The organism is Streptomyces sp. NPDC033131, from assembly GCF_055578365.1.
The window spans coordinates 32,085-53,159 of sequence record NZ_JBVIPA010000044.1 but is presented as its reverse complement, the minus strand read 5'-3'; the positions used below and the strand labels follow the sequence as shown (position 1 = coordinate 53,159).

The 21,075-nt window shown below is 70.2% G+C and carries 18 protein-coding genes and 1 pseudogene; 14 read left to right on the top strand and 5 right to left on the bottom strand.

The window, feature by feature from the left end; all coding sequences use genetic code 11:
* The first annotated feature begins 22 nt into the window (after positions 1-22).
* The gene (locus tag ACZ5XS_RS37945; RefSeq protein WP_468659222.1) at positions 23-1,996 is read left to right on the top strand and encodes a glycoside hydrolase family 127 protein; all 1,974 of its coding nucleotides are present in this window, start codon (positions 23-25) and stop codon (positions 1,994-1,996) included.
* Between the two features lie 151 nt (positions 1,997-2,147).
* Here ACZ5XS_RS37945 and ACZ5XS_RS37940 read toward each other — a convergent pair.
* The 3 genes and pseudogenes from ACZ5XS_RS37940 to ACZ5XS_RS37930 all read right to left on the bottom strand — a co-directional run.
* Positions 2,148-2,501: pseudogene (locus ACZ5XS_RS37940) on the bottom strand (ISAzo13 family transposase); the annotation flags it as partial.
* Positions 2,502-2,756: 255 nt separating this feature from the next.
* Positions 2,757-3,428 (bottom strand): response regulator, encoded by a 672-nt coding sequence (locus tag ACZ5XS_RS37935; protein WP_030038367.1) that lies wholly within the window; start codon positions 3,426-3,428, stop codon positions 2,757-2,759.
* A gap of 14 nt (positions 3,429-3,442) precedes the next feature.
* The gene (locus ACZ5XS_RS37930) at positions 3,443-4,432 is read right to left on the bottom strand and encodes a RecB family exonuclease (protein WP_468659220.1); all 990 of its coding nucleotides are present in this window, start codon (positions 4,430-4,432) and stop codon (positions 3,443-3,445) included.
* 174 nt (positions 4,433-4,606) lie between these two features.
* Between ACZ5XS_RS37930 and ACZ5XS_RS37925 the strand changes: the two genes are divergently transcribed.
* The 3 genes from ACZ5XS_RS37925 (at position 4,607) to ACZ5XS_RS37915 (ending at position 8,289) form a co-directional block, all read left to right on the top strand.
* The gene (locus ACZ5XS_RS37925) at positions 4,607-6,511 is read left to right on the top strand and encodes a site-2 protease family protein (protein WP_468659218.1); all 1,905 of its coding nucleotides are present in this window, start codon (positions 4,607-4,609) and stop codon (positions 6,509-6,511) included.
* A 46-nt stretch (positions 6,512-6,557) separates the two neighbouring features.
* A complete protein-coding gene (locus ACZ5XS_RS37920) occupies positions 6,558-7,460 on the top strand; it encodes a tRNA (adenine-N1)-methyltransferase (RefSeq protein ID WP_217239766.1) in 903 nt (300 codons plus the stop codon).
* 250 nt (positions 7,461-7,710) lie between these two features.
* Positions 7,711-8,289, top strand: a complete 579-nt coding sequence (locus ACZ5XS_RS37915) for a hypothetical protein (protein WP_468659216.1) — start codon at positions 7,711-7,713, stop codon at positions 8,287-8,289.
* A gap of 58 nt (positions 8,290-8,347) precedes the next feature.
* Here ACZ5XS_RS37915 and ACZ5XS_RS37910 read toward each other — a convergent pair whose 3' ends face one another.
* Positions 8,348-8,653, bottom strand: coding sequence for a ferredoxin (locus ACZ5XS_RS37910; protein WP_217239764.1), 306 nt, complete (start codon positions 8,651-8,653; stop codon positions 8,348-8,350).
* 243 nt (positions 8,654-8,896) lie between these two features.
* Here ACZ5XS_RS37910 and arc point away from each other — a divergent pair, with 243 nt between their 5' ends.
* From arc to prcA, 5 genes are all read left to right on the top strand, one after another.
* On the top strand, positions 8,897-10,663 hold the full coding sequence (gene arc, locus ACZ5XS_RS37905; protein ID WP_217239763.1) for a proteasome ATPase: 1,767 nt from the start codon (positions 8,897-8,899) through the stop codon (positions 10,661-10,663).
* A 233-nt stretch (positions 10,664-10,896) separates the two neighbouring features.
* Entirely contained in the window at positions 10,897-12,408 is a 1,512-nt protein-coding gene (gene dop / locus ACZ5XS_RS37900; protein ID WP_468659213.1) for a depupylase/deamidase Dop, read from the top strand.
* Between the two features lie 156 nt (positions 12,409-12,564).
* The gene (locus tag ACZ5XS_RS37895) at positions 12,565-12,780 is read left to right on the top strand and encodes a ubiquitin-like protein Pup (RefSeq protein WP_030038375.1); all 216 of its coding nucleotides are present in this window, start codon (positions 12,565-12,567) and stop codon (positions 12,778-12,780) included.
* Between the two features lie 148 nt (positions 12,781-12,928).
* A complete protein-coding gene (prcB, locus tag ACZ5XS_RS37890) occupies positions 12,929-13,774 on the top strand; it encodes a proteasome subunit beta (protein WP_468659211.1) in 846 nt (281 codons plus the stop codon).
* A 71-nt stretch (positions 13,775-13,845) separates the two neighbouring features.
* Positions 13,846-14,592 carry a proteasome subunit alpha gene (gene prcA, locus ACZ5XS_RS37885; protein WP_217239761.1) on the top strand — a complete coding sequence of 249 codons (747 nt, stop codon included), beginning with the start codon at positions 13,846-13,848 and terminating at the stop codon, positions 14,590-14,592.
* A 52-nt stretch (positions 14,593-14,644) separates the two neighbouring features.
* Here the strand turns inward: prcA and ACZ5XS_RS37880 are convergent, their stop codons facing one another.
* Positions 14,645-15,661, bottom strand: coding sequence for a LacI family DNA-binding transcriptional regulator (locus ACZ5XS_RS37880; protein ID WP_468659209.1), 1,017 nt, complete (start codon positions 15,659-15,661; stop codon positions 14,645-14,647).
* Between the two features lie 126 nt (positions 15,662-15,787).
* Here ACZ5XS_RS37880 and ACZ5XS_RS37875 point away from each other — a divergent pair, with 126 nt between their 5' ends.
* The 5 genes from ACZ5XS_RS37875 to ACZ5XS_RS37855 all read left to right on the top strand — a co-directional run bounded on the left by ACZ5XS_RS37875 (position 15,788) and on the right by ACZ5XS_RS37855 (position 21,061).
* Positions 15,788-17,047: an MFS transporter gene (locus tag ACZ5XS_RS37875; RefSeq protein WP_468659208.1), complete on the top strand. Its 1,260-nt coding sequence runs from the start codon at positions 15,788-15,790 to the stop codon at positions 17,045-17,047.
* A gap of 9 nt (positions 17,048-17,056) precedes the next feature.
* The gene (gene pafA / locus ACZ5XS_RS37870; protein WP_468659206.1) at positions 17,057-18,418 is read left to right on the top strand and encodes a Pup--protein ligase; all 1,362 of its coding nucleotides are present in this window, start codon (positions 17,057-17,059) and stop codon (positions 18,416-18,418) included.
* A 127-nt stretch (positions 18,419-18,545) separates the two neighbouring features.
* Positions 18,546-19,547 (top strand): FKBP-type peptidyl-prolyl cis-trans isomerase, encoded by a 1,002-nt coding sequence (locus tag ACZ5XS_RS37865; RefSeq protein ID WP_468659204.1) that lies wholly within the window; start codon positions 18,546-18,548, stop codon positions 19,545-19,547.
* A gap of 60 nt (positions 19,548-19,607) precedes the next feature.
* Complete coding sequence (locus tag ACZ5XS_RS37860) at positions 19,608-19,979, top strand: FKBP-type peptidyl-prolyl cis-trans isomerase (RefSeq protein WP_210922268.1); 372 nt, start codon at positions 19,608-19,610, stop codon at positions 19,977-19,979.
* Positions 19,980-20,107: 128 nt separating this feature from the next.
* Complete coding sequence (locus tag ACZ5XS_RS37855) at positions 20,108-21,061, top strand: helix-turn-helix transcriptional regulator (protein ID WP_468659202.1); 954 nt, start codon at positions 20,108-20,110, stop codon at positions 21,059-21,061.
* Positions 21,062-21,075 lie beyond the last annotated feature (14 nt).

Sequence of the window (21,075 nt, the reverse complement as noted above, 5' to 3'; positions counted from 1 at the left end):
TGAAGTGGTGAAGGAGAACACAGTGGGGTCACCAGTGGGGTCACTCGTCCTGCCGGTGGCACCGACCCGCGGCAGGCTGCGACCGCTCGGTCTCGACGAGGTCAGGATCACCGGGGGCTTCTGGGCCCGCCGCCGGCACACCAACGAGAGCGCCACCCTCGAACACTGCCGCGACTGGATGGAACGCCTCGGCTGGACCGGCAACTTCCGGGCCGCAGCGCAGGGCCGCGCCCACCGGGACCGGCGCGGCCGGGAGTTCGCCGACTCCGAGGTCTACAAGCTCCTCGAAGCCATGGCCTGGCAGGCCGGCCCCGCCGGCACGCTCGACACGGACATCGCCGCACTCACCGAGGCCGTCGCGCTCGCCCAGGAACCGGACGGCTACCTGAACACCGCCTTCGGCCACCCCGGACAGCCGCCCCGCTACAGCGACCTCGAATGGGGCCACGAGCTCTACTGCCACGGACACCTGATCCAGGCGGGCGTCGCCTGGGCCCGGGCCCGGGGTGAGGGCGAACTGGCGAAGATCGCCCGACGGGCGGCGGACCATGTCTGCGCCACCTTCGGGCCAGGCGGCATCGAAGGCGTCTGCGGCCACCCCGAGATCGAGACAGCCCTGGTGGAACTGGCCAGGCTGACGGGGGAGCAGCGCTACCTCGACCAGGCCGCGCTCTTCATCGACCGCCGCGGCCACGGCACACTCGCCGACGGCGAGTTCGGCCGCGTCTACTACCAGGACGACCTGCCCGTACGACGGGCCACGGTGCTGCGCGGCCACGCCGTCCGCGCCCTCTACCTCGCGGCCGGCGCCGTCGACGTGGCCGTGGAGACCGGGGACGACGACCTGCTCGACGCGGTCGTACGCCAGTGGGAGGCCACGGTCGCCCGACGGACCTATTTCACCGGCGGCATGGGCTCGCACCACCGGGACGAGTCCTTCGGTGACGACTTCGTCCTCCCGCCGGACCGCGCCTACTCGGAGACCTGCGCCGGCGTCGCCTCCGTGATGCTCAGCTGGCGGCTCCTGCTGGCCACCGGCGAGCCGCGCTACGCCGACCTCGCCGAACGGACCCTCTTCAACGTGGTCGCGACGTCCCCGGCTCAGGACGGCCGGGCCTTCTTCTACGCCAACACCCTGCACCGACGCCACCGGGGCGCCGTGCCCGCCGTGGACGCGGTGAGCCCGCGCGCCGAGTCCAGCCTGCGCGCGCCCTGGTTCGCCGTGTCCTGCTGCCCGACCAACGTGGCGCGGACGCTGGCCCAGCTGCCCGCGTACCTCGCGACGGCCGACGACCACGGCGTACAGCTGCACCAGTACGCGGACGCGGAGATCGCCACCTCGCTCCCAGGCGGCCACGGCGTCGCGCTGCGCGTGCGGACCGACTACCCGACGGGCGGGAACGTGACCGTCCGCATCGACCGGTCGTCGTCGGACCGCCCCTGGACCGTGTCGCTGCGCGTCCCCGCCTGGACGGCGGGCGCCACGGCATGGCTGGTCGACCCGGACGGGACCCGCCGTACCGTGCCCCCCGGCATGGCCGAGGTGACCCGCCGTTTCCGGCCCGGTGACGAGATCCGGCTCGAACTGCCCGTACGGCCGCGCTGGATCCGCGCCGACCCCCGTGTCGACGCCGTCCGCGGCACGGTCGCCGTCCAACGCGGGCCGCTGGTGTACTGCGCCGAGTCCGTGGACCTGCCGGACGGACACGAGGTCGACGTGATCCGGGTGGATGCGTCCGTCCCGCCCGAGGACGGGACGGACGGCACGGTGGTCACCGCCGGGCAGATCACCGCGTACGACGTACAGCGCGACGGGACCTGGCCCTACCGGCCGCTCGACGCGACCGCCGCCGCGCCGTCCGCCGACCGCACGGAGATCGTCCTGGTCCCTTACCACTCCTGGGCGAACCGCGGGCCTTCGACGGTGCGGGTGTGGCTGCCGGTCGTGGAACCGCACCGGGCCACCCCGCCGGACAGCACCCCCGCGGGAAAGTAGTCGTGCACGGACCGCGAAGACGGCACCGTCACGAGCCCCACCCGACGTCGTTTGTTGACCCTCGCCGCCGGGGCCGCCGGGGCCGCCGCGGCTCCGGGGCCCGCCCTGCCCACCTGGGCTGTGCCCCCCTTCCGCTCGGCGAGCGTGCGGGGGTGGATTTGGTGGTCCAGCGCAGCGGCGACCTGGGATCTCCGCGGACGTCGGGCTCGACCAGCGTCAGGAGTGCCTCCCGAACGGCTGGGTTCCGGTCGACGACGCGTTCGCGGCCGGCGCCGGGTCGGCGGACGCGTCCCGACGGAGCCTGGCCGGAGTCGAGTTCCCGCAGCCCGACGGAGACATTGGCTTCGCGGACACCGGCGGCACTGGCGACGGCCCTGATCCCACCGTGGCCGAGGAACTGGGCCTCCGCCCCTGTCGCGAGGCGACGCCGCCGCTCGTCGAGGTGCGGCAGAAACGCCTCGAACTTGGCCGCCGGCACGGCCCGTTGCCCATCCAACGCGCTCATGCCAGACCAACGAACCATCGACCGGAAACCTACGAGTCGAAGATCTGCACGCCCTTAGGGGTCCTTTCACTATGCCCGTCCGGGTCGCGTGGTCTGGCACCGCACCTCGCCGCGTTGCCGAAACGCCCACGTGGCTCCTCCCCCACGCTCGAACAACCTCGCGCGGGGGGACCCCCATCGAGGCCGCTCCGGCGCCTTGCGATGCACGGCACCAGACCACGCGACCTGATCGGACGCTCATAGTGAAAGGACCCCTTACTGCGCGCCGGGGCGCACCAGCCCGCTCTCGTACGCGTACACCGCCGCCTGCACCCGGTCGCGCAGCCCCAGCTTGGTGAGGACGTGACCGACGTGCGTCTTGACGGTCGTCTCGCTGACGAAGAGGTCGGCGGCGATCTCCGCGTTGGACAGGCCGCGCGCCACCAGCTTCAGCACCTCCACCTCACGGTCGGTGAGGGTGTGCAGCGTGTCCGGGACCGGTTCCTCGCCGGACGGCAGATGCGTGGCGTACTTGTCGAGCAGCCGGCGCGTGATGCTCGGTGCGAGCATCGCCTCGCCCGAGGCCACCACCCGGATCGCCTGGACCAGCTCGTTGGCCGGGGCGTCCTTGAGCAGGAAACCGCTGGCTCCCGCGCGCAGCGCCTCCACCACGTACTCGTCGAGGTCGAACGTGGTCAGCACCAGCACCTTGGCCGGGCCGTCCCGCCCGGGCCCGGTGATCTGCCTGGTCGCCTCCACACCGTCCATCCGGGGCATACGGATGTCCATCAGAACCACGTCGGGCTGCAAGGCCCGCACCTGGTCCAGAGCCTGGAGGCCGTCTCCGGCCTCCCCGACGACCGCGAGATCCTGCTCGGCCTCCAGAATCATCCGGAAGCCGGTGCGCAGCAGCGGCTGGTCGTCGACCAGTAGGACGCGGATGGCCACGTAAGTCTCCTTCGCTAGTCCGGCCCCATTCTGCCCTGCGGAGCGTCCTGGGACTCCGGCGCCCTCACCGCCAGCGGATAGGGCGGGGGAGTGCCGCCGAACTCCGGGCAGTGCGCCTGGTGGTCGCACCAGCCGCACAGCTTGGTGGGGCGGGGCCGCCATTCGCCGGTGTCCGTGGCCTCCCGGATCGCCTCCCACAGCGCGTGCAGCTTGCGCTCGACGCGCTCCAGGTCGGCGAGGACGGGGTCGTACGTCAGCACGTCACCGCTGCCGAGATAGACGAGTTGCAGCCGGCGCGGAATCACGTTCTTCAGCCGCCACACCACCAGGGCGTAGAACTTCATCTGGAACAGGGCACCCTCGGCGTACTCGGGCCGGGGCGCCTTGCCCGTCTTGTAGTCGACGATCCGCACCTCGCCGGTGGGCGCCACATCGACCCGGTCGATGATCCCGCGCAGCTTCAGCCCGGAGTCCAACTGGGCCTCGATGAACAGCTCGCGCTCGGCGGGCTCGAGCCGCGTGGGGTCCTCCAGCGTGAACCAGCGCTCCACCAGCCGCTCCGCCTCGCCGAGCCAGCGCGTCAGCCGCTCGCCCTCCGGATCGTCGGCGAACAGCTCGACGACCTCTGGGCGAGACTCCCTGAGCCGGTCCCACTGACCGGGGATGAGCGACTTGGCGCGGGGCGCGGTCCGCTCCGCGGCCGGGGCGTCGAAGAGCCGCTCCAGCACCGCGTGCACCAGCGTGCCTCTGGTCGCCGCCTCGCTCGGCTTCTCGGGCAGCCGGTCGATCACCCGGAACCGGTACAGCAGCGGGCACTGCATGAAGTCACTGGCACGCGAGGGGGACAGGGAGGCCGGCGCTATGGCGGTGGACCGGACCGGGACCGTCGTGGCCGCGCTGTCCACCGCCTCTGCCGTCGCCGCCGGCTCGGCCGTGACCGGCTGCTCCACGTCCGCGGTGTCGCCGCCGGTGGCCGCTGTGACGCCCTCTGTGCTCGTCTCCATGACGACAGACCATACGGCCCGCCACTGACAGTGACCCAGTCACGGTCGTGGCCGGTGCGACGACGGGGGAAACACGGGGGTGCCGGGGCGGAACGCGTCGCCACGGCCGCATACCATCGACCCGAGACCCTCCCGTCCGGCAGGCACGGGAGACGCTTCGAACGAGGGGACACCGTGGACGAGAGCGGCGGTAGCGGGCGGCCGCGGCCCGGCAACGACGAGTCGGCCGAGCACCACGCAGCACCTGCGGCCCCGGCCCCCGACCCCGCACGCCCCAACCCGGCCTCGAAGCGCACCGGCACCGACGAGACCACTCCACCCGACGAACCGACCATGGTCGTACGACGGTTGGACGCGCCCCAGGGGGAGAACACAGGGGACGCCGCTACGGACAGCGACGCAGAGGGGCACCAGGCCCAGACTCAGCCCCACGAAGTGAAGGGCCCCGAAGTCAAGGGCCACGTAGCCGGCAGTCACGAAGTCGGCGGTCACGAAGGCAGCGGGCCCGCGGATTCCGGCACCGGAGCAACGGCTCCGCGAGCCGACGGCCCCGAAGCGCAGGGCGCGGCGGCAGCCGGTCTCCCACCGCACCGCCCCGAGGCGCAGGGATCCGGCAGCCAGGCCGCCGCGGGCCTCGGCTCCGAAGCCCAGGGCCCGGCGGAACCCGGCGGCGACGCCGAGGCCTCCGCGCCCGAGGGTTCCGGAGTCCGTGGTTCCGCAGAGCGCGGGCAGGATCCGTGGGGTCCCGAGACGCAGGTACCCGCAGGTCAAGCGGGAGACGCGGGGGACGCGGGAGCCGGTGACCCGGCGCCCGGCGCCACCCCCCACCCCGGGGAAGACCCCCACCACGACACATCCGCCGGCGACCGCACCCTCGCCCGCTCCGGTCTCGCCAAGGGCCGTCAGCCCAGGCGCCCCCGGGAACCCGGGCCCGGCGGCGGGCTGCTGATGGGGCGGCCGTTCGGGGTGCCGGTGTATGTCGCGCCCAGCTGGTTCCTCGTCGCCGCCCTGATCACCTGGGTGTTCGGCGGTCAGCTCGACCGCGTGCTGCCGGAGCTCGGCGCCGCCCGCTACCTGGTCTCGCTCTTCTTCGCGGTCGCCTTCTACGCCTCCGTGCTCATCCACGAACTGGCCCACACGGTCGCGGCTCTCCGCTTCAAGCTGCCCGTCCGCCGCATCCAGCTCCAGTTCTTCGGCGGGGTCTCCGAGATCGAGAAGGAGGCCGAGACACCGGGGCGGGAGTTCTGGCTGGCCTTCGTCGGCCCGCTGCTCTCCCTCGTCCTCTCTGGCCTCTTCTACCTCGCCCTGCTGCCCGTCGAGCCCGGCACGGTCCCGGGGGTGCTGCTGGCCGGCCTGATGATCTCCAACCTCATCGTCGCCGCCTTCAACCTCCTGCCCGGCCTGCCCCTCGACGGCGGCCGTATGCTCCGCGCGGTCGTCTGGAAGCTCACCGGCAAGCCGATGAGCGGCACCATCGCCGCCGCCTGGGTCGGCCGCGCCCTCGCCGTCTGTGTCCTGATCGGCCTGCCGCTGCTCACCCAGTCCGGGGCGCTCGGCTCCAACGCCGAGGACAACGTCGGCATGGACACCGTCATGGACGCCCTGCTCGCCGCGATCCTCGCCGCCATCATCTGGACCGGCGCCGGCAACAGCCTGCGCATGGCCCGCCTGCGCGAACACCTGCCCGAGCTGCGCGCCCGCAACCTCACCCGCCGCGCGGTCCCCGTGGAGACGAACACCCCGCTCTCCGAGGCCCTGCGCCGCGCCAACGCCGCCGGCGCACGCGCCCTGGTCGTCGTCGACGCCGACGGGAACCCGCTGTCGCTCGTCCGCGAGGCCGCCATCGTGGGCGTACCGGAACACCGCCGCCCCTGGGTCGCCGTCAGCGGCCTCGCCCAGGACCTCACCGAGGGCATGCGGGTCTCCGCGGAGCTGGCGGGCGAGGACCTCCTGGACGCCCTGCGCACCACGCCGGCCACCGAGTACCTGGTCGTCGAGGAGACCGGCGAGATCTACGGCGTCCTGTCGGCGGCCGACGTGGAGCGGGCTTTCGTGAAGGCGATGGCCCGCCCGAGCTGAACACCGGGTGGTCGGCGCCTCCCCCAAACGCCGGTAGGCTGGTCACATGTCCGAACCGACCGGTGCCGCCCGCAGGCGCGGGCCCTTCAAGGTCGGGGACCAGGTTCAGCTGACCGACCCCAAGGGCCGCCACTACACGTTCACGCTCGAGGCCGGGAAGAATTTCCACACCCACAAGGGTTCCTTCCCGCACGACGAACTGATCGGCGCTCCCGAGGGCAGCGTTGTCCGCACCACCGGGAACGTCGCCTACCTCGCGCTGCGCCCCCTGCTCCCCGACTACGTCCTGTCCATGCCCCGCGGGGCAGCCGTCGTCTACCCGAAGGACGCGGGGCAGATCCTCGCCTTCGCCGACATCTTCCCCGGCGCCCGCGTCGTCGAGGCCGGCGTCGGCTCCGGCTCGCTCAGCAGCTTCCTGCTGCGCGCCATCGGCGACCAGGGCATGCTGCACTCCTACGAGCGCCGCGAGGACTTCGCCGAGATCGCCCGGCAGAACGTGGAGCGCTACTTCGGCGGCCCGCACCCGGCCTGGCAGCTCACCGTCGGCGACCTCCAGGACAACCTGAGCGACCCCGACGTCGACCGGGTCATCCTCGACATGCTCGCCCCGTGGGAGTGCCTGGAGGCCGTCTCCAAGGCGCTCGTCCCCGGCGGCATCCTGTGCTGCTACGTGGCGACCACCACCCAGCTCGCGCGGACCGTCGAGTCCATCCGTGAGTTCGGCTGCTTCAACGAGCCGTCCGCCTGGGAGTCGATGATCCGCAACTGGCACGTCGAGGGCCTGGCCGTCCGCCCGGACCACCGGATGATCGGCCACACCGGCTTCCTGCTCACCGCCCGCCGCCTCGCCGACGGCGTAGAGCCGCCCATGCGCCGCCGCCGCCCCGCCAAGGGCGCCTACGGCGACGACTACACCGGCCCCAACGCCGACGCGGGCGCAGGCCGCTAGAGCACGGCCTGCAGGGCGGCGTCGTGCCGCGACAACGCACAAACGCCGTGGCCGAGTTCCCGGGCACCTCCGGGAACTCGGCCGCGGCGTATCCACGTTGACGCGGAGCCAGAATCCGTAACACCCACGCCCCGGCCCGGTTCGCGGAGCCAGTGGACTGTGAACTGCCACCCCGCCGTTCCCTCGCACTGTGACGTGTGGCACCATGCAGGCCACCCCCACCGGTACAGCCCCACGGGAGACACTCCTAGTGCAGCAATCCGCCGTCCCGGAACTGGCACACACCCACACCCGTCCGATCCACTGGGTCGCCACCGCGACGGCGGTCGCCGCGGTCGTGGCCCTCTCCTCGGTCCTGCAACCCAACGCGGCCACGGCGGCCCAGGCGGCCGGCCCGGAGACCAAGGGCGCCCCGGCCGTCACCGGGCCCCTCGACCCCACGGGCGTCGACTTCCCGATCGAGTGCGGTCGGGTCAAGGAGCTCGTGGTGAAGAAGGCCTCCGGAGACCTTGACGGCGACGGCAGGCCGGAGACGGCGGTCGTGGTGCACTGCGACGCGGCGATGGGAACCCCGCCCGACGGCGTGTACGTCCTCACCCGGGCGGCGGACGGCGGCAAGCCCCGGGTGGTCGCCACCCTGGTCGACCCCAAGGACCGACGCACCGTGACCGACTTCGCCCTCCGGGACGGAGCCGTCCTCGCGACGCTCCTCGGCTATTCGTCCGCTGACGTGCCCAGTTGCTGCCCGGACGTCAAGGACAGCGCGAAGTGGGTGTGGAAGAACGGCGCGTTCGTCCGCTCGACACCCGCCGGGGCACAGAACGTCTGAACCGCGCAACCCCGACGTGTGAGATATCAGACAGCGGTAACGGCTTGTGGTGCCGTTGTCACTCGGCGTCAGGGCCGTAGACCTCGACCTTGTCCGAAACGCGGCGAACGTGGATGCAGTCGCCCGGACATTCCTTCGCCGAGTCCACCACATCGGTGAGAAGCGGCAACGGTACGGGCGTTGTGGCGCCCTTGTCCTGGAGGAGCTCGTCGCCGGAGCCCTTCACGTAGGCCAGGCCGTCGATGTCCAGCTCGAACACCTCGGGCGCGTACTGGGCGCAGATGCCGTCGCCGGTACACAGATCCTGGTCGATCCAGACCTCCAGATCGTCGCTGGCGGCCCCGGCCTGCTGCTGCACGCTCATCTCTCCTGCCGTTTCTGCGTCGAGCCGAACGGGAATCCGGCCAGCTCTGACGGGTGTTGAACACTTTGACCCTACCTCCGGCAGCTTTCCAATCATGTTCCGTGGGTATTCCCCTGGCGTGAGGGAGAGCGCAAGGGTGAAGATCGGACACACCCCGACAGTCTTTTGATCTAGGGGTTTCAATCGACACCCACCCAGGTAGGGTCTGGAAGCGTCCAGCTCCCCTTGGAGGAGGTGAGGACCGTGGCAGCCCACGACGACGACATGAACCGCGGCATCCGCCCGGGACGAGGGTCCGAGGACCCCGACGGGCAGATTGCCTACCTTGAGCAGGAGATCGCCGTCCTGCGACGTAAGCTCGCCGACTCTCCGCGACACACGAGGATTCTCGAAGAGCGGATCGTCGAGCTGCAGACCAACCTGGCCGGCGTGTCCGCTCAGAACGAGCGACTCGCCAACACGCTCCGTGAGGCCCGAGACCAGATCGTGGCTCTCAAGGAGGAAGTCGACCGGCTCGCGCAGCCGCCGGCCGGCTTCGGTGTCTTCCTGCAGGCGAATGAGGACGGCACCGCCGACATCTTCACCGGCGGCCGCAAACTACGGGTGAACGTCAGCCCCAGCGTCGAGGTCGACGAGCTCCGGCGCGGCCAGGAACTGATGCTCAACGAAGCTCTCAACGTGGTCGAGGCCATGGAGTACGAGAGCGTGGGCGACATCGTCACCCTCAAGGAGATCCTCGAGGACGGCGAGCGCGCCCTCGTGGTGGGGCACACCGACGAGGAACGGGTGGTACGGCTCGCCGAGCCGCTGCTGGACGTCGTCATCCGTCCCGGTGACGCCCTGCTGCTCGAACCTCGTTCCGGCTATGTCTACGAGGTCGTCCCGAAGAGCGAGGTCGAGGAGCTCGTCCTCGAAGAGGTCCCGGACATCGGCTACGAGCAGATCGGCGGTCTGGGCGGCCAGATCGAGGCGATCCGCGACGCGGTCGAGCTCCCGTACCTCTACCCCGACCTCTTCAAGGAGCACGAACTGCGGCCGCCCAAGGGCGTCCTGCTGTACGGGCCTCCTGGATGCGGCAAGACGCTCATCGCCAAGGCCGTCGCCAACTCGCTGGCCAAGAAGGTCGCCGAGGTGACCGGACAGGCCACGGGCAAGAGCTTCTTCCTCAACATCAAGGGCCCCGAGCTCCTGAACAAGTACGTCGGCGAGACCGAGCGGCAGATCCGCCTGGTCTTCCAGCGTGCTCGAGAGAAGGCCAGCGAGGGCACCCCCGTCATCGTCTTCTTCGACGAGATGGAGTCCCTCTTCCGCACCCGTGGTTCCGGTGTCAGCTCGGACGTGGAGAACACCATCGTCCCGCAGCTGCTCGCCGAGATCGACGGCGTGGAGGGCCTGCAGAACGTGGTCGTGATCGGTGCCTCCAACCGTGAGGACATGATCGACCCCGCCATCCTGCGACCCGGCCGGCTCGACGTGAAGATCAAGATCGAGCGTCCGGACGCCGAAGCGGCCAAGGACATCTTCGGCAAGTACCTCACCGAGCGCCTCCCGCTGCACTCCGACGACCTCGGCGAGCACGGTGGCAGCAGGACCACCACCGTCCAGAGCATGATCCAGACGGCCGTGGAACACATGTACGCCGAATCCGAGGAAAACCGCTTTCTGGAAGTCACCTACGCCAATGGCGACAAGGAAGTCCTCTACTTCAAGGACTTCAATTCCGGCGCCATGATCGAGAACATCGTGGGCCGCGCCAAGAAGATGGCGATCAAGGACTTCCTGGAGCACACCCAGAAGGGCCTGAGGGTTTCCCACCTCCTGCAGGCCTGCGTGGACGAGTTCAAGGAGAACGAGGACCTGCCCAACACCACCAACCCGGACGACTGGGCCCGCATCTCCGGCAAGAAGGGCGAGCGGATCGTTTACATCCGTACGCTCATCACCGGAAAGCAGGGTGCGGACACCGGACGCTCCATCGACACGGTGGCGAACACCGGTCAGTACCTGTAAAAGACAGGGCGGCTGCGGGTGCCCTCACCGGGTACCCGCAGCCGACTGTTTTTCGGGCGATGCTGGAGCAAGGCAATGACGCAAATGATCTCCCCACCAGCGCAGTGGCGTTCTAGGCTCTTCGGTACCGCCGAGTCGCGCAGTGCGGGGACGGGCACCGCACACGCACCGGAGCGCCAGCGGTACTTGAGCGGCGCCCCCGACCGAGGGCGCCGCCGGGCAAGGAGGGCCGCATGACCGTACGGCGAGTAATGGGCATCGAGACGGAGTACGGGATCTCCGTCCCCGGTCACCCCAACGCCAATGCCATGCTCACCTCGTCCCAGATCGTCAACGCCTACGCGGCGGCGATGCACCGGGCCCGCCGGGCCCGCTGGGATTTCGAGGAGGAGAACCCGCTGCGGGACGCGCGAGGCTTCGACCTCGCCCGCGAGGTCGCCGACTCCAGCCAGCTCACCGACGAGGACATCGGGCTGGCCAATGTGATCCTCACCAACGGCGCGCGGCTCTACGTCGACCACGCGCACCCCGAATACAGCTCTCCCGAGGTCACCAACCCCTGGGACGCCGTCCTGTGGGACAAGGCCGGCGAGCGGATCATGGCAGAGGCGGCCGAGCGTGCCGCTCAGCTCCCCGGAGCGCAGCCGATCCACCTCTACAAGAACAACACCGACAACAAGGGCGCCTCCTACGGGACGCACGAGAACTACCTGATGAAGCGGGAAACCGCCTTCTCGGACATCGTGCGCCACCTGACGCCGTTCTTCGTCTCCCGCCAGGTCGTCACCGGGGCGGGGCGCGTCGGCATCGGCCAGGACGGGCACGAGCACGGCTTCCAGCTCAGTCAGCGCGCCGACTACTTCGAGGTCGAGGTGGGCCTGGAGACCACCCTCAAGCGTCCGATCATCAACACCCGCGACGAGCCGCACGCCGACGCCGAGAAGTACCGCCGCCTGCACGTGATCATCGGCGACGCGAACCTCTCGGAGATCTCCACCTACCTGAAGCTGGGCACGACCGCTCTCGTCCTGTCCATGATCGAGGATGGCTTCATCGCCGTCGACCTGGCCGTTGAGCAGCCCGTACGCACCCTTCACCAGGTCTCCCACGACCCGACGCTCAAGCGTCTGGTCACGCTCCGCAGCGGCCGGACCCTCACCGCGGTCCAGCTCCAGATGGAGTACTTCGAGCTCTCGCGCAAGTACGTGGAGGAGCGGTACGGCGCGGACGCCGACGAGCAGACCAAGGACGTCCTGGCCCGCTGGGAGGACACGCTCAACCGCCTGGAGAACGACCCCATGAGCCTGGCCGGCGAGCTGGACTGGGTCGCCAAGCGGGAACTCATGGAGGGCTACCGGCGCCGTGACGATCTCGACTGGGATGCCGCCCGGCTGCACCTGGTCGACCTCCAGTACGCCGACGTACGCCCCGACAAGGGCCTGTACAACCGTCTGGCGGCCCGCGGCCGTATCAAGCGGCTGCTGAGCGACGACCAGGTCGAGCGGGCCCGTACGAAGCCACCGGAGGACACGCGTGCGTACTTCCGCGGCCGCTGCCTGGAGCAGTACGCCGACGACGTCGCCGCCGCCTCCTGGGACTCCGTGATCTTCGATCTGCCGGGCCGGGACTCGCTCCAGCGGGTTCCAACCCTCGAACCACTTCGCGGAACGCGAAATCACGTCAAGGAGCTCCTGGACCGCTGTCGGACGGCGGAAGACCTGGTCAGGGTGCTGTCGGGCAACTGAGGGGGTACTCGGGGCCGACCCGGTCCCACAGGGTGGAATCCCCGCCGTCCGGGAATCATCGAGGTGGTCCCCGGACGTTGAGGGAACTGCGGGGCCGATGTCGGACCCTGCTTGTAGGGTCTGATCAAGAACGTCGAACCGAGCGGGGTGAGGGTTATGGCGACCAAGGACACCGGCGGCGGACAGCAGAAGGCGACGCGCAACACCGAGGAGGTCGAGGAGGCGCCCGAGGCGCAGGCATCCGAAGACCTCAAGGAGCGCCAGGAGAAGCTGAGCGACGACGTCGACTCGGTACTGGACGAGATCGACGACGTCCTCGAGGAGAACGCCGAGGACTTCGTGCGTTCCTTCGTGCAAAAGGGCGGTCAGTAACGCCCGTTGTCCGTCCCGGAGTCGGCCCGCGCAAGCAGGTCGTCGCCGGGACGGATGACCGGCGTTCGCACGGGTATGGTCCGTGCACAGATTTGATGATCGGCTCGGCCGTTCCCGTCGGGCCGCCGCCTTACGTGGAAGGAATCGCGTGGAAGCCAACCCTCGTAGCACCGGGCGTCTGCCGGCTGCCTTCCTGACGCCCGGCTCGTCCTCCTTCATGGACTTCCTGTCCGAGCACCAGCCGGAGATCCTCCCGGGAAACCGGCAGCTCCCGCCCACCCAGGGCGTGATCGAGGCGCCGCACGGCACCACGATCGTGGCCGTGACGTTCCCCGGCGGTGTCGTGCTCGCCGGTGACCGCCGCGCCACGATGGGCAACGTCATCGCACAGCGCGACATCGAGAAGGTCTTCCCGGCCGACGAGTACTCGGCCGTCGGCATCGCCGGCACCGCCGGTCTCGCGGTCGAGATGGTCAAGCTCTTCCAGCTCGAGCTGGAGCACTTCGAGAAGGTCGAGGGGGCGCAGCTCTCCCTGGAGGGCAAGGCGAACCGCCTGTCGACCATGATCCGTTCCAACCTCGGCATGGCCATGCAGGGCCTGGCCGTGGTCCCGCTGTTCGCCGGGTACGACGTGGACCGGGGCAGGGGCCGTATCTTCTCCTACGACGTCACCGGTGGCCGCTCCGAGGAGCACAACTTCGCGGCGACGGGCTCCGGCTCGGTCTTCGCCCGGGGCGCCATGAAGAAGCTCTTCCACGGCGGCCTGACCGAGGCCGAGGCCACGATGCTCGTGGTGCAGGCCCTCTACGACGCGGCAGACGACGACTCGGCGACCGGCGGTCCCGATGTCGCCCGCCGGATCTACCCCATCGTCACCGTGATCACCGAGGACGGCTTCCGCCGCCTCGCCGAGGACGAGTCCTCCGAGATCGCCCGCTCGATCCTGGAGCGGCGCCTGGAGCAGCCCGACGGCCCGCGCGCCGCGCTGCTCTAGCCGACGGGCCGGTTCTTACCAAGGTGATCCAGGGAATTCGACGGAACTCAGAAGAGAGGGACGGATAACCGGTGTCGACGCCGTTCTATGTCTCACCCCAGCAGGCCATGGCCGACCGGGCGGAGTACGCCCGCAAGGGCATCGCCCGCGGCCGCAGCCTGGTCGTGCTGCAGTACGCCGACGGCATCGTCTTCGTCGGCGAGAACCCGTCCCGCGCGCTGCACAAGTTCAGCGAGATCTACGACCGGATCGGCTTCGCGGCCGCCGGCAAGTACAACGAGTACGAGAACCTCCGCATCGGCGGCGTCCGGTACGCCGACCTGCGCGGTTACACCTACGACCGTGACGACGTGACCGCCCGCGGTCTCGCCAACGTCTACGCCCAGACGCTGGGCACCATCTTCTCCAGCGCGGCCGAGAAGCCGTACGAGGTGGAGCTGGTCGTCGCCGAGGTCGGGGAGACTCCCGAGGGCGACCAGATCTACCGGCTGCCGCACGACGGTTCGATCGTGGACGAGCACGGCTCGGTCGCGGTCGGCGGCAACGCCGAGACGATCAGCACCTACCTGGACCAGCGTCACGAGGACGGCATGTCGCTCGCCGGGGCGCTGAAGCTGGCCGTCCAGGCGCTGTCCCGCGACACCAACGGCAGCGAGCGGGAGATCCCCGCGGAGCGCCTGGAGGTGGCCGTGCTGGACCGTACGCGTCCTCAGAAGCGCAAGTTCAAGCGCATCGTCGGCGGGCAGCTCGGCCGGCTGCTGGAGGCCGGCGGCGCGACCACCGAGGCGGAGAGCGCCGAAGAACCCGACGAGACCTAGCCCACCGCGACCTGAAGTGCCCCGGCCGACCCTCGGCCGGGGCACAGGCGCGTCAGGAGGCGCCAGGTGGCGCCGTGGAGCCCCGTACGACCAGCTCGACGGGAATGTCCCCGGCCTCGGGTGTACGGCCCTCCAGGACCGCCAGCAGGGCCCGCATCCCGCGTTCGCCGAACAGCTCCGCGTCCAGCCGTACGGTCGTCAGCTCCGGGTCGATGGCGGTGGCCAGCGCGAGGTCGTCGAGCCCGGTGACCGACACGTCGTCGGGCACCCGCAGGCCGAGGCGGCGCAGCGCCTTGTAGGCACCGGCGGCCAGCTTGTCGTCGTCGCAGACCAGCGCGGTCGGCCGTGGCCCGGGGACGGACAGGGCGGCCTCGGCGGCGGTCACGGCGCCCTCGATGGAGATCGGCGCGCGGGCCGTGCGGACCGTGGTGCCGGGCACGGCACCGACCCGTGCGGCCAGTTCGTGGGCGCGCACCTCGAAGGTCCAGGACGGCACGTCCGCCGCCAGGTGCAGGAAGCGGCGGTGCCCCAGGCCCAGCAGGTGCTCGGCGACCTGTCGTACGCCGTCCACGATGTCCAGGTTGACCGTGGCCGCCCCGAGGCTTCCGGAAGGGTCGCTGTCCAGCATCACCAGGGGCAGCTGGTCGCCGCGGATGGCGGTGAGCGCGTCGGCGGCCATGGAGGAGGCGATGACGCCGTCCAGGGCGGCCTGCGCGGAGGCGAAGGGGTCCCGGGCGGGACCGATGCCCTCGGGGGAGGGGTACAGGACCACACCGAATCCGTGTTCGGCGGCCACGCGGGCCGCGCCCGTGTAGACGCCCGCGAAGAACTCCGTGGTCAGCGCGGGGACCACCAGGAGCACCGTGCGGGTACGTCCCAGGCGCAGATTGCGGGCCGCCAGGTTGGGCCGGTAACCCAGCTCCCGCGCGGCCTCCCGGACGCGCTCGGCGGTCGTCTCCGACACCCGCCCACGCCACTTGTCGCCGAGAACCAGGGAGACCGCGGCCTGGGAGACGCCGGCGGCCTGGGCGACGTCACGGCTGGTGGGGCGGGTGCTGCCTCGTGCCACCGGCTGCCTGCTCTTTCGTCTGGACGCGTGAACAGCGCACATGGTACGTATGACGGAGGACGTTATACGTAACACCTCACGCGTCACCGGGCGCACCGGACGCACCGGGCGAGCAAAGGGCGGGACATGGTCGCGGGATACCTGGACATCCTCAGGGCGAGGCACGCCGTCCGGCTGCTCGCCGGCACGCTGGTGGGGCGGCTGCCGAACGCCACCGCCGCGATCGCGATCGTGCTGTTCGTGCGCGCGGAGGGCGGCACGTACAGCCTGGCCGGCGGGCTCGCGGCCGCCTACGGCGTGGCCAACGCCGTGGGCCAGCCGGTGCTCGGGCGGCTGGTGGACCTGCACGGCCAGCCGCGCGTCCAGCTGCCCGCCGCGCTTCTGTCGGCCCTCGCGATGGCCGTCTTCGCCTTCACGGGCACCGACCCGCTGCCGTTCGCCTACGCCGCCGTGGCGGCCGCCGGGCTCTTCACGCCGCCCCTGGAGGGCGGCCTGCGGGCGCTGTGGCCCAACGTCCTCGCCAAGGAGGACCAGGTGCACACCGCGTACGCCATGGACGCGGTCGCCCAGGAAATCCTGTTCACCGTCGGGCCGCTGCTGGTGACCCTGTGCACGGCGCTCTGGTCGGCACAGGCGGCGCTGCTCGTCCTGAACGTCGTCGGCGTGCTGGGCGCCCTCTGGGTGGTCGTCTCGCCGCCCTCGCGCGCGTGGCGCTCGGCGCCGCGCGAGGCGCACTGGCTCGGCGCCCTCAGGTCGCCCGGCCTTCTCGCGCTCCTCGGCGCGTTGCTCTTCGTCGGGATCGCGCTCGGCTCCATCACCGTCGCCTCGGTGTCGTACGCGGACGACAACGGCGGTGACGCGGTGTACGGCTGGCTGATGGCGGGCATCGGCCTGGGCGCGCTCATCGGCGGCGTGTTCTACGGAGCGCGGCAGTGGACCGGCGAGCCCGCCCGGAGACTGCAGGTCCTGGTGGCCTTCCTGGCGGTGTGTTACCTGCCGCTCACTCTGATGCCGGGCGCGGTCGCCATGACGCTGCTGACGGTCCTCGCCGGTGTCTTCCTCGCGCCCGCCATCGCCTGCGCGTTCCTCCTGGTGGACCGGCACGCCCCGCGCGGGACGGTCACCGAGGCGTTCTCCTGGCTCGTGACGACGTTCACCGTGGGCGCGTCCCTCGGAACGGGCCTCGCGGGTCCGGTCGTCGAGGCGGGCGGGGCCCTGTGGGGCTTCGTCATGCCGGGCGCCGCAGGAGGCGTGTCGTTGCTGGTTCTGCTGGCCACCGGACGGGTCCTCGCAGCGTCCGCCGGGGGAGCGGTTGTTGCGTCTTCATCGGAAAATGATCCAAACCGTGCCGTCGAACCCCGTTTCAGCTCGGGGGATCGGGCGTAATGTTCACTCATGGACCGCCGCATTTTCGGGCTGGAGAACGAGTACGGCGTCACGTGTACGTTCAGGGGACAGCGGCGCCTGTCTCCCGACGAGGTGGCGCGGTACCTCTTCCGCCGTGTCGTGTCATGGGGCCGCAGCAGCAATGTCTTTCTGCGAAACGGCGCCCGCCTCTATCTCGACGTGGGATCACATCCGGAATACGCGACACCCGAATGTGACAACGTGACCGAACTGGTCACCCACGACAAAGCGGGCGAGCGCATTCTCGAAGGACTACTGGTGGACGCCGAACGACGCCTGCACGAGGAAGGAATCGCGGGCGACGTCTACCTCTTCAAGAACAACACCGACTCGGCGGGCAACTCCTACGGCTGCCACGAGAACTATCTGGTGGCCCGGCACGGGGAGTTCTCCCGGCTCGCGGACATCCTCATTCCGTTCCTCGTCACGAGGCAGCTTCTCTGCGGCGCCGGCAAGGTGCTGCAGACCCCGCGGGGCGCGGTGTACTGCGTCAGCCAGCGGGCCGAGCACATCTGGGAGGGCGTCTCCTCGGCGACGACCCGCTCCCGGCCGATCATCAACACCCGCGACGAACCGCACGCCGACGCCGAGCGCTACCGCCGCCTGCACGTCATCGTGGGCGACTCCAACATGTCCGAGACGACCATGCTGCTCAAGGTCGGCGCCACCGACCTGGTGCTGCGCATGATCGAGGCGGGCACCGTGATGCGCGACCTCACCCTGGAGAACCCGATCCGGGCGATCCGCGAGGTCAGTCACGACATCACCGGCCGCCGCAAGGTCCGCCTGGCCAGCGGCCGCGAGGCCTCCGCCCTGGAGGTGCAGCGCGAGTACTACGAGAAGGCCGTGGACTTCTGCGAGCGCCGCGGCATCCGCACCGGCACCGTGGAACAGGTCCTGGAGCTGTGGGGCCGCACGCTGGACTCGATCGAGGCCGAGGACCTCGACCGGATCGGCACCGAGATCGACTGGGTCATGAAGTACAAGCTCATCGAGCGGTACCGGGCCAAGCACAACATGACCATGTCCCACCCGCGGGTCGCGCAGATAGACCTCGCCTACCACGACATCCACCGCCGGCGTGGCCTGTACTACCTGCTGGAGAAGAGGGGCCAAGCCACCCGGATCTGCAACGACTTGAAGATCTTCGAAGGCAAGTCGGTTCCTCCGCAGACCACTCGGGCGCGACTGCGCGGCGACTTCATCCGGCGGGCGCAGGAACAGCGCCGTGACTTCACGGTCGACTGGGTCCACCTCAAGCTCAACGACCAGGCGCAGCGAACGGTGTTGTGCAAGGACCCGTTCCGGTCCGTGGACGAGCGGGTGGAGAAGCTGATCGCAGGAATGTGAGCAACCCGTTCCGGAGGAACGTCCGGAACGCAACACGGGCGCCGTACGTTTCACGTACGGCGCCCTTCTCACGCCGTAGAGTTGCGCGCACGCCATCAACAAGATCGACGATTACGAGGCCCCCACTGTGCGCCGACGCTCACTCCTCATCGCCGTACCCACAGGACTTGTCACGCTCGCCGGATGCGGCGACGACGAGTCCGGCTCCAGTGAGGCGAGCGACAGCGCGTCGCCCTCGGCGTCGGCCTCGGGACCCGTCCCGGCGCCGAAGATCGTCGACGGGCCACTGCCGGCGATCACCGCGGGCGCCAAGTTCGGCGAGAAGCCGACGGTCGCCAAGGGCAGCGGCGCCCCCTCCAAGGACCTCGCGGTGAAGACGATCATCCCGGGCACCGGCACCACGGCGGCCGAGAACGACTACATCCAGGCGAACTACCTCGGTCAGATCTGGGACACGGCGAAGGTCTTCGACAACTCCTACGACCGCAAGACGCCCCTGCTCATCCAGCTCGCCGCGGGCAGCATCATCGACGGCTGGCGGTACGCCCTGACCGGCAAGAAGACCGGCAGCCGCGTCCAGCTCGCGACCCCGCCCACCTGGGGGTACGGCAAGGAGGGCTACGCGGAGGGCGGCATCAAGGGCACCGACACGCTGGTGTTCGTCATCGACCTGCTGGAGACCTTCAACGCGAAGAGCTCCGCCAAGGGCACGAACGTCGCGCAGGACAACGTGGACGTGCCGAAGGTCGGCACCAACACCGACGGCAAGGCGCCCTCCATCGAGGTCCCCAAGAGCGACGCGCCGAAGAAGCTGGTCGCGAACTACGTCATCGAGGGCGACGGCGAGAAGGTCACCGCCGAGAACACCGTGCTCGTGCAGTACAAGGGCGTTCTGTGGGACTCCGGCAAGGAATTCGACTCGACGTACGGCCGCAAGGCGCTGACGTCGTTCTCGCTCCAGCAGGTCGTCAAGGGATGGTCGCAGGGGCTCACCGGCAAGAAGGTCGGCAGCCGCGTCCTCGTCGTCGTGCCTCCGGACCTGGGTTACGGCGACAGCCCGCCGGCCGACAGCGGCATCAAGAAGGACTCCACGCTGGTCTTCTCGGTCGACATCCTCGCGAAGATGTGATCCCGCCGAGATGCAAGACTGTGCCCGTTGCCTTTCCGTACACAAGCAGGAGCTAGAGACGTGAGCATCGACAAGCCCGAGATCGACTTCCCGGGTGGCGAGCCCCCGGCGGAGCTGGAGATCAAGGACATCTGGGAGGGCGACGGCGAGGTGGCGCAGGCCGGCCAGACCGTCACCGTCCACTACGTCGGCGTTGCCTTCAGCACCGGCGAGGAGTTCGACGCCAGCTGGAACCGCGGCACCCCGTTCCGCTTCCCGCTGGGTGGCGGCCGGGTCATCAAGGGCTGGGACCAGGGCGTGCAGGGCATGAAGGTCGGCGGCCGCCGCCAGCTGACCATCCCCGCCCACCTCGCCTACGGCAACCAGAGCCCGACCCCGGCGATCAAGCCCGGTGAGACGCTGATCTTCGTGGTCGACCTCCTCGGGGTCTGATCGCCGCAGACCGGTCTCGACCACCTGGGGCCCATGCCTGTCCGGGCATGGGCCCTCGGCTTTTGCCGCGCCACTTCGGGGCGGTACGGTCATCGTCCGTAAGCACCATAGGGAGGCGAAGGGCGCCGATGGCCATTGCCAAGGCCGAGCGACTGATGAACCTGGCGCTGTGTCTGCTCGGGACGCGGCGGCCGCTCAGCAAGCGCGAGCTGCGTGAGTCCATCGAGGCCTACCTGGAAGCCGGGTCGGACGACTCCTTCAACCGCATGTTCGAGCGCGACAAGGATGATCTGCGCGAACTCGGCCTGGTCATCGAGACCGTCGAGAACCTGGACGGCGAGATCGGCTACCTGGCCCGCCGCGACAGCAACCGCCTGCCGCCCGTCACCCTGGACGCCGAGGAGGCCGCGGCCCTGGGCCTGGCCGCCAAGGTGTGGCAACAGGCCCGGCTCGCGGGCGCGGCCAGTGGCGCCCTGCAGAAGCTGCGCGCCGCGGGACTCCCCGAGGACTTCGACCCGTACGAGACCCACGGCGCACTGGAACCACGCATCCCGGTGCACGAGGCCGCGTTCGAGCCGCTGATGCTGGCCTGCCGCGACCGCCGCCCGGTCGTCTTCGACTACCGCAAGGCCACCGCCGCCCGTCCCGAGCCCCGGCACGTCGAGCCGTGGGCGCTGGAATGCTGGCGCGGCCACTGGTACCTCGCGGGCTGGGACCGCGACCGCAGCGCCGAGCGGGTGTTCCGGCTGTCCCGGATCACCGGCAAGGTGCGCACCCGCGGCGCCCGCTACACCGCCCCCGTGCCCGACGTCGTCACCGTCCGTGAGACCGTCGCGAGCTGGGCCGGCGAGACCGCCGACCGCTCCGCGCTGATCCGGCTGCGCTCCGAGGCGGGCTACCCCCTGCGGGCCAAGGCCGTCTCGGTCCGGGAACTGGGGGACGGCTGGGACGAGTTGGAGATTCCGTACGGTCACGGTCTGGACGCCTGGCTGGTGGAGTTCGGTCCGGACGTGGTGGTCCTGGAACCCGCCGAGCTGCGGGCCGACGTGCTGGACCGGCTACGTGCCGTGGCCAAGGGCTGAGGGGGCGTAAGAAC